Genomic DNA, 13,285 nt, shown 5'->3' with positions numbered 1-13,285 from the left:
TGTTCGATACCGGGAGGTGAACCGTGGCGCAGCCGACCACTTATCAGCAGGGCAGTCAGCACGACGCGGCCGCTCGCGCGCTGACCGCGCACGAGCACATCACGCAGATCCACAGCAGACTGCTCCAGATCCCCGAGCAGCTCGGCGGCTCGTGGAAGGGCGAGTCGGCGACCGTCTACACGCAGGTTCTCAACGAGTGGAACCCGCAGTTCAAGAAGGTCATCGACGCCCTCCACCAGATCGCCGAGAACCTCAAGGGCTCGGGGATCGAGTACGAGGAGGCCAGCACCTCCACCCAGGCCGTCACGAAGAACCTCATGGCCGCGCTCAACGGCGGTGCCGTCCGATGAGCGGGATCGACGTCAGGGAAGGATCCCAATGACAGGTGGCGGAGACATCATCCTCGCCAACTTCGACGAGATGGAAGAGATCGCGGCCGAGCTCGGCCGGGCCTACGCCAACCTCGTCGGCGAGCTGACCGACCTCGAGAACGACCTGAAGATCCTGGAGACCTGGGACGGCTCCGCCAAGGGCGTCTACCTGGAGGCCAAGCGCCAGTGGAACGAGGCCGTGGTGACGATGGGTGACACCATGCAGCGCTTCGGCCCGGCCCTGCACGACGCGACCGAGATCATGCGCGACGCCGAGCAGGCCAACGTCCGGCGCTGGGGCACCTGAGCCGAACGATGGCTGAAGGCGACAACGGGATACCCGCCGAGCTGGTCATCGACCCGGCGGCGGCCGGTGACCAGGCGATGTGCCGGCCGGACGCGCTGCTGGACGTGGCGGGGGCGATGTCGAGGGATCTGCTGCCCCTGCTGGAGTCGGCCGGGCACCGGGTGCCCGACCTGTCGTTCCCGGCCGTCGGCGACTGGGACGTGGCACGGGGGTACGCCGAGACCATGCAACGGGCGCGCATGGCAACGGTGGACACGATGGGGTTCGTGACCGAGCTGGTCAGCAGGGTCGTCGAAGACCTGGTCGCCACCGCGAACACCATCAGGGACGCCGACCAGCGGGCCGGCGAGACCGCTCGCCGTACCGGATCTGCCGGATAGAGGCCCCGTTGGGAGAACCGAAGCCGATCAAGGAGGGCGCGCTGCCGGCGGGCGCTCCCAAGAGCTACGGCGGGCGCGACTCGATCCGGCGGTTGATCATGAACACCCGGCCGGAGGAGTTCGGCGGTGTCGCTGACGCCTACCAGTCGGCGGGCACGCTCCTCGACCAGACGATCAAGGAGTTGTCCCACTACGCCTCACGTCTCGTCTCCGATGGAAACTGGGGCGGCGAGTCGGCGCGGGCCATGCTCGGGCGGATGGCGCGGGTGCAGTCGTATCTCGGCACGCTGCGGAGCCAGATCGACGACATCCCGTCATCCGTCCAGCAGGCCAGTCGTGCGCTGGCCACGGCGAAGGAGCAGTTCGAGCAGGCCACCCGGGAGCAGTACGCCACGGTGGACACCGGCTCGTACATCTCCCGGGAGCTGAGCAACGACCCCGACGCCGACGCCCGGCGCTTCCTCGCGGATCTGAACGGCCGCCTGGCGGACGCGCACGGAACCCTTCCCGCGCGGCTGCCATGGGACGCCGACCTGGCCTCCAGCGCGCCGTACCTGCCGGCGCCGGTCGTGCGCGACAGCACGCCGACCGGTGGCGGGATCGACCTGGAGTCCACCCGCCCGGTCGCCCGGCTGGCCGGTGTGGATCCGGCGGCGTCACCGACCTTGGCCGCACCGCCCGCAACGCCACTCGCCGCGGCGGTCCCTGGAACCGCCACTCCCCCGACCCTCGGGACGACGCCGGGCCAGGTCCCCGGGCTGATCACGTCAACCGGCGCAACGCCCTCCGTGGCCCAGCTCACCGGGTACCCGCCGACGACCGGCCCCGCGCCGATCGGGACCAACCCGACCACGTCCGAGCCGACACGCTCCCTGACCGGCACCCGGCCCGACACCGCGCGAACCGACCCGACGCGGGCCGACCCGACGCGGACCGGTGACCCGCGGACCGACAACCTGCGGACCTCCTCCGAGCGGACCGACGGCGCGCGGACCGGTGACCCGTACCGGTCCGGCCCCATGCGCTCCGTCCTCGACGAGAGCAGCCCCATCGCCGACCAGGCCCGCAGCCCGCTCGGTGGCCTCCCGCGCGAGACCGGCCCGTCCCTACGCCCCGGCGTCGTACCGGTCGTGGACGGAACGTGGCCCGCCACGCAACCCACATCGTCCGGCGGCCCCACAGGGGCGGCCGCCGGTACCGGTGGCATGCCGTTCATGCCGATGGGCGGCGGCCCGGCCGGGTACGAGGGTGCGCCGGTCGCGCACCGGACGGCCCCGCCGCCCCCAGACGAGCCGGGCCTGTTCCGTCCCGCGTACGATCCCGGCCGACCGGTGGTGGACTGACGATGACATCCGACAGCGACCTCAAGCGCATGGAGATGAACGCCGACTCCGTCCGTGAGGTGGGCCGCAACATCGCCGGCAAGCCCATGCAGCGTCTCAACGACATGACCCGCGTCGTCGCGGGGCTCAACGTGCACTCCGGCGCCTACGGCCTGTTCGGCTTCTTCGGCTCGTCGCTGGCGGACGCGCTCGACCAGGTCAAGCTGGCTGCCCACCAGTACGTGTCGGCGACCAGGCACGAGCTGGCCGAGATGGAGTCGAAGGCGTTCGACACGGCCAACACCGCCGTACAGGGCGACGGCGCGGCCACCCGCGTCACGGCCGTCTGAGAGCCACCGTCCGAGAGCAAGTCTGAGAGCGAGGACACATGCCGACACAACCGCAGTCCGTCATCGCCGGCGCGGCCATGGCCCAGCTGGGCTCGGCGCTGCTGGGCGGCGGGCGCGCGAAGTACGCCGGACTGATCATCGCCCTCACCGCCGCCGACACCCCCGAGCTGCGCCAGGCCGCGCAACACTGGGAGGAACTGTCGGCGGGGCTACGCGAGCACCCCCAGCTGGTCCAGGAGTCCGTCAAGGACGTGCACTGGATGGCGACGAGCGCCGAGCTGTTCCAGCAGACGGTCGACACGCACAGCGACGAGGTCGCCGACAAGGCCGACCTGCCGCAGGCCACGGCGGACTCCATGCGCACCTCGGCCGACACTCTCGACTTCGCCGGGAACCTGATGTTCGACGTGGGCGCCGCCATCCTCCTGGCGGGGACGATCTACCAGCTCGGGCGGGTCAATCCTTATGTCCGGCCCGCCGCGGAGGTGGCGGCGACGATATTCGGCCGCCGGGCCGACCAGCAGGCCGGTCAGGGCGCCTTGAAGCTGCAGACGTTCCTCAGGGGCTCGGAGAGCCTGGCCGGCAAGATCGCCGGCCGGTTCACCAAGGTGTCGCCCGTCAAGAAGCTGCTCTTCGGCGGCGCGACCGCGATAGGCGGCGGAATGCTCGCCAACTCGGCCGCGGCCGACGACCTCACCGAGACGGCCCTCCCGCAGGGCAACCAGCCGGGTCCAACCCAGCACAACCAGCCGAACCCGACGAAGGAAGTGTGATGCCGGCTTTCGACGAAGCGGCCATCGACCGCATGATCGCCGATACCCAGCGCCCCCTGGACGGGTTCGCGGAGCTGTACGAGCAGGTCCTGGCCGTGCAGGGGTTCGCCCAGGACGCGGAGAAGCTGGTGACGGTGGAGTGCTCCACCCAGGGCGTCACCGCGCTGGACATCAACCCGCGCGCCCTCCGCTGGGGCTCGGACAAGCTGGCCACCACGATCCTGGAGCTGATCGGCGCGTCACTGGCCGACCTGCAGGACAAGTCGAACGCGCTCATGGCCGAGCGGTGGGGCGCGGCCCCGCCGGACCTCACCGAGGAGGGCAACCCGGCCGAGCTGCGCCTGCAGAACGCGCAGGACACCTACGACAGGGCCATGGAGAACGCGATGGCCGAGCTCGCCCGCATCCACCGGCGCGTGGACGGCTCCTAGAAGATCCTGGTTCTTGGCAGTTCAGGCGGCCTCAGTGGCTTGTGCGATCCTGTCACATTCGGCGCCTTCGCGGGTTCATGTCTTTGAGCCTTGACGAGGGGATGATGTGACCGATGGAGGAGACCGAGTGGCTGGCCGAGCGTTTCGAGCAGCACCGGCCCCGGCTGCGGGCGGCGGCCTACCGGCTGCTGGGTTCGATGGCCGAGGCCGATGACGCGGTTCAGGACGCCTGGCTGCGGCTCTGCCGGTCCGACACGGACCAGATCGACAATCTCGGCGGCTGGCTGACCACTGTTGTGGCTCGGGAATGCCTGCACATGCTGCGTTCCCGGCGGCAGCGGCCGGCGGAGTCGCGCCTGCCCGAGCCGGTCGTGATCATGGACAGCGATCTCGACCCCGAGCAGGAGGCGTTGCTGGCCGACTCGGTGGGGCTGGCCCTGCTCGTGGTGCTCGACCGGCTCAGTCCGGCCGAGCGGTTGGCGTTCGTGCTGCACGACATGTTCGAGCTGCCGTTCGACGAGATCGCCGGGATCGTGGGCCGCACGCCGGCCGCCGCGCGGCAGCTGGCCAGCCGGGCACGGCGCCGGGTGAACGGCGCCGAGATCCCCTCGCCCGACCCGGATCTGGCGCGGCAGCGGCAGGTGGTCGACGCCTTCTACGCTGCCTCACGGGCCGGTGACTTCGAAGCCCTGGTCCAGATCCTCGATCCCGATGTCGTCCTGACCTCCGATTTCCGGGTCGACGGGCAGCGTGTCGTCGTCCGCGGCGCGGCGGCCGTGGCCAGGCATGCCCGCGGCCCGCGCGGCGGGCGGCTGCGACCTGTGCTGGTCAACGGCGTGGTCGGCGCGTTGATCACGATCGATGACCAGCCGTTCGCCGTGCTGGTGTTCACCGTCTCGGGCGACCGGATCGTCGCGATCGACGGGCTACGCGACCCCGAGCGGGTCCGCCAGTTCGCCGATGCCGCCGGAATTGCTCCGCCGCCTGTCACATCGCCGGTACGCGAGGGCTCATAGGGACGACAACATTTCCCCAGCACCATGGAGGACACCGTGGGACCACGTATCCCCGACGCCAACACGCACCTGCCCGAGATCCAGGAGTTGGCCGGCGCGATGGTCAAGGCCACCTGCAACGGCTCGGTGCCGGCGACCACGACCAGCCTGGTCTACCTGCGTGCCGGCCAGATCGTCGGCAGCACCTACCAGGTGATGCGGCACTCGGTCGACCTGCGTAAGGCGGGCGAGTCCGAGGCCAGGATCGCCGCCGTGGCGACCTGGTGGGACGCGCCGTACTTCACCGACGCCGAGCAGGCCGCGCTGGCGCTGACCGACGCCGTTTTCCAGCCCGGCGCGCGGGGCGAGGAACGGGTACCGGACGACCTGTACACCGAGGTCGCCAAGCATTACGACGACAAGGCGATGGCCACCCTGATGATGGTGCTCGCCTCGGCCGGCTTCTGGATGAACATCGCGCTCATCAACAAGCCGACACCCGTGCCGGCCTGACACGGCCGACAAGGACGTGGTGTTCTTGACGAGCCGTAGCGTCATTGGTTGGAGCAGGTAGCCGCCGGCCGATCCGAGCACCCCTCGTGGGGCCGTCGGCCGGAGTGTCGGTGGGCTGCGGCAGGATCTCGTCCATGGCAGATGAAGCGGGCCTGTTCGCCGGGCTGGATGACGTCCGGTGGAGCCGTATGCGTCATGCCTATGGCTTCGCCAGGGAGGTTCCCGCATGGCTTCGCGGCCTGGCCGACCCCGACCCCGCCGTCCGCGAGACGGCCCTGGACGGCATGTACGGTGCCGTGCACCACCAGGGCGACGTCTACCCGTGCACCCTGGCGGCGATCCCCTTCCTCCTTCGCATCGCTTCGGCCCCGGATCTGCCGGGCCGGGCGGAGGTGGTGGAGCTGCTGGCGAACATCGCCTCGGCCGAGGACCCCACTGAGCTGAGTGGGCCGTACAAGAAGGCCAATAGGGCCGTGACCGCGTACCCGCTGTGGGAGCGCCTGCTCGGCGACCCCGACCCGAAGGTGCGCGAGGCCGTGGCCGGGCTCCTGACCGCCTGCGTGGACGGGGCGCGGGCCGCGGTGACAAGCCTGACCGGCCGCCTGGGGGGCGAGGACGATCTCAGGGTACGGGCGGCCATCGTGCGGACCGTGGCCGCGCTGGGCGGCCGCCCGGGCAGTGCGGCGGGTGGCGTGGAGGGCGTACAGGGCGGCGCGGCGGGCGTACGCGACTGGCTGGGGCGGGTCCTGGCGACGGAGGCGGATCCGCAGGTCAGACTGGTGGCGCTGGCGGAACTGGCCTCGCTGGGCGGCGGTCCGGCGGTCGAGGTCGGCGAGGCGCTCGAACTGCTCACCGCCCTCTACGGGACCGGCACGCCCCCGGCCGCCCCGCACGCGGACTTCGAGACCCCGACCCTGGTCGGCGCGCTGCGGCGGGCACGTGCGGAACGCGACGTGGGCCGGCGCGCGCCACGGGCGGGCGAGCTCGTGCATACCGTGTCCGAAGGCTTGGGCGACCGCGTGGACGACCGGGTACGCCTTCTGACAGCCCTGCTGCGCTCACCCGACTGGGAGCGCCAGGTGGACGCCATGGGCCCCGCGCACGTCCTGTTCGCCAACTGGCGCGGCGATTACGCCGGGCTCGTCTCGACCCTCGGCGAACGCGTACTCGACGGGTGCGGAAGAGGGCGGCCGGGCGCCGTCGTGATGTCGAGGGCGGTCGGCGTACTGGAGGATCTGGGCGAGCTGGCGGCGCCCGCCGCGGACGCCCTGGCGGAGGTCCTGGCCGCCACGGAGAGGCGCGTGGCGGACCACACGGGGCCGGAAGACGCGGAGCTGCCGTGGGTCGTCGAATGGCCTCGCGACCAGCCGACGGTGAGTCCTGCGTTGCGAGCGCTCAGCGGCACGGGGGACGACCGCGCGCTGCCGATGCTGGCCTGGGTGCTGGAGCGCGAGCGCATGCCCAGGGACGTGGCCCAGCTCGTGGGCGGGTTCGGGCCGCGGGCCGCGCCCCTGCTGCCCCTGCTGCGCCGCCGCCTGCGCGACCTGCCTGCGGACAAGCCGCACGACCACCGCCACGAGAGCATCTGCTGGGCGTTGTCCAGGATCGGGCCAGGGGCCGCCGAGGCCCTGCCCGACCTGCTCGGCCGGCCGGTCACCGAGGGCCTGCTGGCGGCCCTTGCGGCGATCGGGCCGGTGGCCGCCGCGGGCGCGCCGATCCTGCGGGAGGCCGCGGCCTCACCCGAGCCAGGCCCGGCCATCCGGGCAGCGAAGGCGTTGTGGCCGGTCACAGGGGACGTGGGCGCGGCCGTCGCCGTCGTGGACCGCTACCTCGGCGGGGACGACACGTACGCCAGCCGGGCGGCGGCGGACCTCCTCGGCTACCTGGCCCCTGCGATGGCGGAGCGGGAACGGGCCGAGAAGGCCAGGATCGCCCTGCTGCGGCGGCTGGCCAGGCGCAAGGACCAGTACGGCTGGGTCCCGCTGACGGCTGCCCGCGCCCTCTACCGGCTGACCGGCGACCCCGAGGCGGCGCTGCCGGTGGTGCGGCGGGTGTGGGAGCTCAACAGGCACACCCGGACGGAGGCGGCCGAGCTCTGCGCGGAATTAGGGCGGGCCGCGGTGGAGGTCCGGCCGTGCCTGGAAGCCGAGCTGAGGCGGGCGCGCAGGCACAATGCGTCCGACGGCGGATACGGCAGCGCGCAGATCGTCGATGACGAGAAACTGCTCCGCCGCTGCCGGGAGGCCCTCGACGCCATGAGCTGACCCGGGTAAGTGATCTTTCTAACCCGCTTCCGGCGGCGTCAGATAGGCCGTCTGGATGAGACGAGCCCCCGAACGCCGGTCCACATAGAACCCCCGCCCCGGCGGAAGCTGCTGCGGCCGCACGTTACCGAACAGCGCCCCCTCATCCCGGGGCCCGGACAGCAGCACGGCCGGGGTGTTCATCTCCTTCAACCGCCGCACGACCGGGTCGAGCAGGCTGCGCCCCGCGCCGCCCATGGCCCGCGCCAGGATGAGGTGCAGGCCGATGTCGCGGGCCTGTGGCAGCAGGTCCCCGAGGACGGCCAGCGGATTGGCGGACGTGGCCACCAGGTCGTAGTCGTCCACGATCACGTACAGGTCCTGGCCGGTCCACCAGCTCCTGGTCCGCAGCTGCTCGGAGGTGAGGTCGGGCGGCGGCAGCCGGGTCTGCATGACCTCGTGGATGCCCTTGAGCACGGTGGCCGCGGCGGTGCTGGAGGCGGCGTAGCCGATCCGGTGCTCGTTGTCGGCCGTGTCGAGCAGTGAGCGCCGGTAGTCGATGATGACGATCCGCGCCTCCAGCGGCGTGAACCTGTCGACGATGCCCTCGGCGACGACGCGCAGCAGGTTGGTCTTGCCGCTCTCGGTGTCGCCGAAGACGACGAAGTGCGCGTCGGCGTCGAAGTCGAGCGACACGGGCGCCAAAGCGGCCTCGTCGATGCCGATCGGGATGCGCGGGCCGCTCTCGTCCGGTCCGGGCAGCGTGTGCACGGGGAACCGGTCGGGCAGCAGCCGTACGGGCGGCGCCGGTGGCTCGTGCCAGGCGCTCGCCGCGTCCGCCACCAGCGCGGCGACCCCTTCGGCCAGGTCGTCCACGGTGGCCTTGCCGTCCACGCGGGGCAGCGCGGCGAGGAAGTGCAGCGCCTCGCGGGTCAGGCCGCGGCCCGGCGCGCCCTCGGGCACGTTGGCGGCGGCCTTGCGGTCGATCTCCGACTCGAAGGAGTCGCCCAGCCTGAGCTCCAGCCTGGTGGAGAACATGTCGCGTACGTTCGACCGGAACTCCGACCACTTGTTGGCCGTGCCGACGACGTGGATGCCGAAGCCGAGCCCCCGGGAGACCAGCTCGCTCAGCGGCGCCTCCAGCGACTCGAACTCCTGGCGCATCGTGGCCCAGCCGTCCACGACGAGGAAGACGTCGCCCCAGCCGTCGCCCTCGTACTCGCCTGCGGCCACGAGACGGCGGTAGGTGGCGACCGAGTCGATGCCCCGCTCCACGAACAGCCGCTCCCTGCGCGCCAGCAGGGCGGTCATCTCCGCCACCGTCCGCCGGACCCGGTTGGTGTCCAGCCTGGTCGCCACGCCGCCGACGTGCGGCAGCCCGGCCAGCGCCGACAGCGTGCCGCCGCCGAAGTCGAGGCAGTAGAACTGCACCTCCTTGGGCGTGTGGGTGACCGCGAGCGCGGTGATCAGCGTGCGCAGCAGCGTGCTCTTGCCCGTCTGCGGCGACCCGATGATCGCGGCGTTGCCCGCCGCGCCCGACAGGTCCAGCCAGTACGGGTCGCGCCGCTGGTCGAACGGGCTGTCCACGATGCCCACCACGGCGTGCAGCCGGCCGGGGCGGTTCTGGCCGGTGCCGGCGGCGGTGAGCCCGTGCGACGCGGTCGCCTGGACCGGCGGCAGCAGCCGGTCGAGCGAGGACGGCTCCTTGAGCGGGGGCAGCCAGATCCGGTGGGCGGCGGGTCCCTGTCCGTTCAGACGGTCGACGACGATATTGAGCAGGCTGTCCTGCTGCTCCCGGTCCTCGGCGACGGGCTCGGGCTCGACGGCGGGCGGCGGTGGCAGCGGCACCCGTTCGGTGCCGTACCAGACGATCTTGCCCTGGTGGCCGGGACGGGCGGCGACCGCGCGGTTCTCCCGCTGCGCCACCTGGTAGGGACCGGACACGTAGGCGGCCTTGAACCTGGTCATCCCGGTCGTCTCGAACATCAGGTAGGCGTTGCCCGGCTCGGGCGGCAGCGAGTACGCGTCGGCGACGCCCAGCACCGCCCGGCTCTCGGCCGCCGAGAACGTCCGCAGCCCGATCCGGTACGACAGGTGTGTGTCCAGCCCGCGCAGCCGCCCCGACTCCAGCCGCTGGGACGCGAGCAGCAGGTGCACCCCGAGCGAGCGGCCGAGCCGCCCGATCATCACGAACAGCTCGATGAACTCCGGCTTGGCCGACAGCAGCTCGCTGAACTCGTCCAGCACGATGAACAGCGTCGGCAGCGGGCTCAGCCGGACGCCCTGCTCGCGGGCCTGCTCGTAGTCGCGTACCGAGGCGTAGTTGCCGGCCGAGCGCAGCAGCTCCTGGCGGCGTACCAGCTCGCCGTGCAGCGCGTCGTGCATGCGGTCGACCAGCGGAAGCTCGTCCTCCAGGTTGGTGATGACGGCCGAGACGTGCGGCAGCGTGTCCAGGCCCAGGAACGTCGCGCCGCCCTTGAAGTCGACCAGGACGAAGTTCAGTACCTCTGAGGAGTGGGTGATCGCCAGCGCGAGCACCAGCGTACGCAGCAACTCGCTCTTGCCGGAGCCGGTGGCGCCGACCACGAGCCCGTGCGGGCCCATGCCGCCCTGCGCGGCCTCCTTGATGTCGAGCTCGACGGGCCGGCCGTCGGCGCCCAGGCCGAGCGGGACGCGCAGCCGGTTCCTGACCGGTCGCGCCTGCCAGGTGACGGCGGCCGAGATCCGGCGGGCGTCGCCGATGCGGAGCAGGTCGGTGAGCGTGGTGTTGGTGGCGAACGCGTCGCCCTCCTCCTCCGCCCCGCCGGCCGCGCCGGCCCGCATGGGCGCGAGCTGCCTGGCCAGCGCGGCGAACGCGGGCAGGCCCAGCACGTCGGGCCGGCCGAGCACGGTCCTGACCTGCTTGCCCATGTCGTCCTCGACGACCCGGACCACCTCGTCGGCCGTGACGTCGAGATTCAGCGAGAGCTGCGCGGGCGCCTGTCCCGCCGACCCGCTGAGGTCGATCACGGTCACGCCCTCGATGGCGTCGGTGCCGAGCTGGCTGCCCGCGGGCACCCGGCCGCCGTCCAGGATCACCACGTGGTACGGCAGTACGTCCTGCGCCAGGCCCCTGCTGAACCTCGGCCGGTCCTTCAGCTCGAACCCGAGCAGGTCGTCGAGCTCGCCGAGGTCCCTGGTGACCAGCCTGACCGGGCCCGCCCCGTCCTCCTCCTCGGGATGGAAGGCGTGCGGCAGCCACTTGACCCACTCCCACTCGGCCGCGTGCTCGGGCCCGGTGCACACGGAGACCCGCAGGTCCTCGGGCGAGTGCAGGGCCACCGCCTGGGCCAGCGCGGCGCGGACCAGGCCGCGGACGGCCTCCGGCTCGCCCGCGAGCGTGATCCGGGCGAAGGAGTGCAGCGCCAGCGCGACCGGCAGGCCGGGGACCGTGGCGTGGGTACGGACGAAGCGGCGCAGCGCCCCGGCGGACATCGGGTCGAGGTCCTCGATCGGCCTGCTCTTGGGCGGGATGAGCGGCAGTGCGAGGCGCTGCGCGGAGGTGGCGATCCGCAGTTGGCCGAAGTCGTCGTCGCGGGGGCGCCGCTCCCACAGCCGCGAGGTCATGACCAGCGACCACAGCGTGACGGGGTCGGGATGGTTCCAGGTCATGGCCTTGCGCTGCTGCTCGGCGGCCTTGCGTACGCGCTTGCGCACCTGCTCCAGGTAGCGGTAGTAGTCGCGGCGCTGGCCGTTGATGCGGTTCTTGCGCTCGCCGGTGTTCCTGAGCATCTGGCCCATCGTCATGCCCACCATCGAGACGGCGAACAGGCCGCTGGAGACCATCATGATCGGGTTGCCCGTGCCGCCGCCGGTGAACATGAGCGCCATCGCGCCCGCCCCGGCGATCATCGGCAGGTAGGTCAGTATCTGGGTCAGGCCACCGCCCGTGACCGTCTCGGGGATCTCGGGTGGCGGCTCCAGCAGGACCTCACCGCTCGGCTGCTCCGGCGGCCTGCGCCGGTCGGGCCGACGCACCACCCATGTGTTGCCGCTCACCGCACCTCACCGAACCGGCCACCCAACAACCCTCATAAAAGCCCGTCAGACCACGTATTCAGCGACATTTCAAATTTTCTCGACATATTTACGGCGGCGCGGCGGGGACCCAGTCCCTACACTCCTCCACGTGAGCGCCACCGGAACCGACCTGTGCCGGGTCACGATCGTCACCCCCCGGGGGTCTCTCGATCTCGGCCTGCCCTCGGACATGCCGCTGGCGAGCATGCTGCCGACGCTGCTGCGCATCGCGGGCGAGGGGCTGGCGGAGGCCGGGCTGGCCCATGGCGGCTGGGTGCTCCAGCGCGTGGGCGGGCAACCGTTCGACGTGAACGTCACGCTGTCGGACCTGGCCGTGCACGACGGGGAGCTGCTGCACCTGCGGCCCCGGGGGCACGAGCTGCCGGAGACCGTCTTCGACGACGTGGCCGACGCCGTCGCGACCGGCGTACTCGAACGCACCAGCCGGTGGCAGCCCGCCGTCACCAGGTCGTACGGGCTGCGGACCGCCGCGGTGGCGCTGGGCGCTGGCGCCGCCGCCCTGCTGCTGACCGGCCCGCCCTGGACGCCCGCCGCCATGGTCGCGGCGGGGATCGCGCTGGTGCTGCTGCTGGCCGCGGCGGCACTGTCGCGGGCCCTGGGCGACGCGGGCGCGGGGGCGGCGATCGGGTACGCGGCCCTGCCGTACGGGTTCGTCGCGGGGCTGCTCGGCCCCGATTCCCCGACCGGCCTGACCGGGCTGGGCGCGCCGCACCTGCTGGCGGCGTTCGGGGTCACGTTGATGCTGGCCACGGCCATCGGGTTCGCCGTCGCCCAGGGGCTGCCGACATTCCTCGGAGTGGCCTTCGCCGCGTTCTGCGGCCTGCTCGGCGCGCTGGCGGTCATGGTCCTCGCCGTACCGGCGGCCGGGGTGGCCGCCCTGCTGGCCACGCTGGCCGTGGGCCTGACGACGGTGGTGCCGTCGGTCTCCTTCAGACTGGCCGGGCTGCCGCTGCCCGCCCTGCCGACGACCGCCGACGAGCTACGCCGCGAGGGCGGCGACCTGGACGGCCGGATGGTGATCGACCGGACGGTCGTCGCGGACGCCTTCTGCACGGGCCTGCTCGGCGGGGTCTCGCTCCTCACGCTCGGCGCCCAGATACTCCTGGCGGTGGCGGGCACCTGGCCGGCGATCGCGATGAGCCTCTCACTCTCGGCCGCGCTGCTGCTGCGCGCCCGCGTCTTCGAAGGCCGGGCCCAGCGGATGTGGCTGCTGACCTCGGCCCTGCTCGGCTCCGGTCTGCCGCTCCTGGCCGTGGCGGTGGGGTCGGCCCGCGAGATGGTGCTGTTCGGGGTGGTGCCCGCACTGGTGGTGCTCGCGCTGCTGGTGGCCGGGGTGGCGCTCTGGCTCTCGGCGTCGCGGCCCACTCCGTTCTGGGGGCGGCTGGCCGACATCCTCGACATCGTGCTGATGATCGCCCTGCTGCCGCTGGCGCTGGCCGTACTGGATGTGTACGAGACGATCCGCGGGCTGGTCAGCTGAGGCGCAGGGACGGCTTCCCGCCTCGTTGCCGCTGATCGAC

The 13,285-nt window shown here is 72.1% G+C and carries 12 protein-coding genes; 11 read left to right on the top strand and 1 reads right to left on the bottom strand.

Translation table 11 applies throughout. From position 1 onward, the window contains the following. The first annotated feature begins 23 nt into the window (after positions 1 to 23). From LDL49_RS07240 to LDL49_RS07195, 10 genes are all read left to right on the top strand, one after another. On the top strand, positions 24 to 350 hold the full coding sequence (locus tag LDL49_RS07240; protein WP_225290149.1) for a WXG100 family type VII secretion target: 327 nt from the start codon (positions 24 to 26) through the stop codon (positions 348 to 350). A 28-nt stretch (positions 351 to 378) separates the two neighbouring features. Beyond that, entirely contained in the window at positions 379 to 678 is a 300-nt protein-coding gene (locus LDL49_RS07235; protein WP_225290148.1) for a WXG100 family type VII secretion target, read from the top strand. An 8-nt stretch (positions 679 to 686) separates the two neighbouring features. After that, a complete protein-coding gene (locus tag LDL49_RS07230; protein ID WP_225290147.1) occupies positions 687 to 1,058 on the top strand; it encodes a hypothetical protein in 372 nt (123 codons plus the stop codon). 8 nt (positions 1,059 to 1,066) lie between these two features. Continuing rightward, positions 1,067 to 2,401, top strand: a complete 1,335-nt coding sequence (locus LDL49_RS07225) for a WXG100 family type VII secretion target (RefSeq protein WP_225290146.1) — start codon at positions 1,067 to 1,069, stop codon at positions 2,399 to 2,401. Between the two features lie 2 nt (positions 2,402 to 2,403). Beyond that, on the top strand, positions 2,404 to 2,730 hold the full coding sequence (locus LDL49_RS07220) for a hypothetical protein (RefSeq protein WP_225290145.1): 327 nt from the start codon (positions 2,404 to 2,406) through the stop codon (positions 2,728 to 2,730). Positions 2,731 to 2,768: 38 nt separating this feature from the next. Further along, a complete protein-coding gene (locus tag LDL49_RS07215) occupies positions 2,769 to 3,503 on the top strand; it encodes a hypothetical protein (RefSeq protein ID WP_225290144.1) in 735 nt (244 codons plus the stop codon). Continuing rightward, a complete protein-coding gene (locus LDL49_RS07210; protein WP_225290143.1) occupies positions 3,503 to 3,934 on the top strand; it encodes a hypothetical protein in 432 nt (143 codons plus the stop codon). Before LDL49_RS07215 ends, LDL49_RS07210 begins: the two co-directional genes overlap by 1 nt. Positions 3,935 to 4,047: 113 nt before the next feature. Next, the gene (locus LDL49_RS07205) at positions 4,048 to 4,950 is read left to right on the top strand and encodes a sigma-70 family RNA polymerase sigma factor (RefSeq protein WP_225290142.1); all 903 of its coding nucleotides are present in this window, start codon (positions 4,048 to 4,050) and stop codon (positions 4,948 to 4,950) included. Positions 4,951 to 4,986: 36 nt separating this feature from the next. Beyond that, positions 4,987 to 5,442 carry a carboxymuconolactone decarboxylase family protein gene (locus tag LDL49_RS07200; protein WP_225290141.1) on the top strand — a complete coding sequence of 152 codons (456 nt, stop codon included), beginning with the start codon at positions 4,987 to 4,989 and terminating at the stop codon, positions 5,440 to 5,442. A 134-nt stretch (positions 5,443 to 5,576) separates the two neighbouring features. Next, complete coding sequence (locus LDL49_RS07195) at positions 5,577 to 7,706, top strand: hypothetical protein (RefSeq protein WP_225290140.1); 2,130 nt, start codon at positions 5,577 to 5,579, stop codon at positions 7,704 to 7,706. Between the two features lie 18 nt (positions 7,707 to 7,724). Here LDL49_RS07195 and eccCa read toward each other — a convergent pair whose 3' ends face one another. Next, the gene (gene eccCa / locus LDL49_RS07190) at positions 7,725 to 11,723 is read right to left on the bottom strand and encodes a type VII secretion protein EccCa (RefSeq protein ID WP_225290139.1); all 3,999 of its coding nucleotides are present in this window, start codon (positions 11,721 to 11,723) and stop codon (positions 7,725 to 7,727) included. Between the two features lie 130 nt (positions 11,724 to 11,853). On the opposite strand from eccCa, the gene eccD reads away from it, so the two are divergent. Beyond that, the gene (gene eccD, locus LDL49_RS07185) at positions 11,854 to 13,245 is read left to right on the top strand and encodes a type VII secretion integral membrane protein EccD (protein ID WP_225290138.1); all 1,392 of its coding nucleotides are present in this window, start codon (positions 11,854 to 11,856) and stop codon (positions 13,243 to 13,245) included. The last annotated feature ends 40 nt before the right edge of the window (positions 13,246 to 13,285 follow it).

This window comes from Nonomuraea aurantiaca (assembly GCF_020215705.1).
GTDB classification, from domain to species: domain Bacteria; phylum Actinomycetota; class Actinomycetes; order Streptosporangiales; family Streptosporangiaceae; genus Nonomuraea; species Nonomuraea aurantiaca.
This window is presented reverse-complemented; position numbering and strand designations above follow the sequence as displayed.